Below are 450 nucleotides of genomic sequence, written 5' to 3'. Positions count from 1 at the left end.
TGTATGCCTCAGGACATGGGTAACACTTTTGTAGCAAGACATAGGTAACACTTTCTGGTTTCTAGTCCCTTTAGATCACCTTTACAGGAGGGCTTTAGGGATGCCTTGGAAGGAGTTTAATACCGTGGATTTAAGATTTCAATTTGTTCTGGATAGCTTCCAGATTGGCGTCAATTTTACTCAGCTTTGCGCTCAGTATGGTATTTCTACTAAGTGTGGATATAAGTGGAAAGATAGGTTCATTAGAGAAGGAAGAGAGGGACTTCTCGATAAGAAGAAATCTCCTAAGAATTCTCCAGCTAAGATCGCTGAAGATACCATTCTTGAGATTATCAATATCAAAAATCATAGAAAGTTTTGGGGGGCTAAAAAAATCTTAGATACTTACAAGAAAACTTTTCCGGACAGAAAAGCCCCTAACAGATCTACTATCGAACGCATTCTTAAGAA

1 protein-coding gene is annotated in these 450 nt (G+C 38.4%); it reads left to right on the top strand.

Going from position 1 to position 450, the window contains the following annotated elements:
* Positions 1 to 100: 100 nt before the first annotated feature.
* On the top strand, positions 101 to 450 hold a 350-nt coding region (locus tag EHQ62_RS08465; protein WP_135641851.1), incomplete at its 3' end, for a helix-turn-helix domain-containing protein.

It is taken from the genome of Leptospira jelokensis, from assembly GCF_004769635.1.
Classification (GTDB): Bacteria; Spirochaetota; Leptospiria; order Leptospirales; family Leptospiraceae; genus Leptospira_A; species Leptospira_A jelokensis.
The sequence above is the reverse complement of the archived record's forward strand: the minus strand, read 5'-3'. Positions and strand labels throughout refer to the sequence as shown.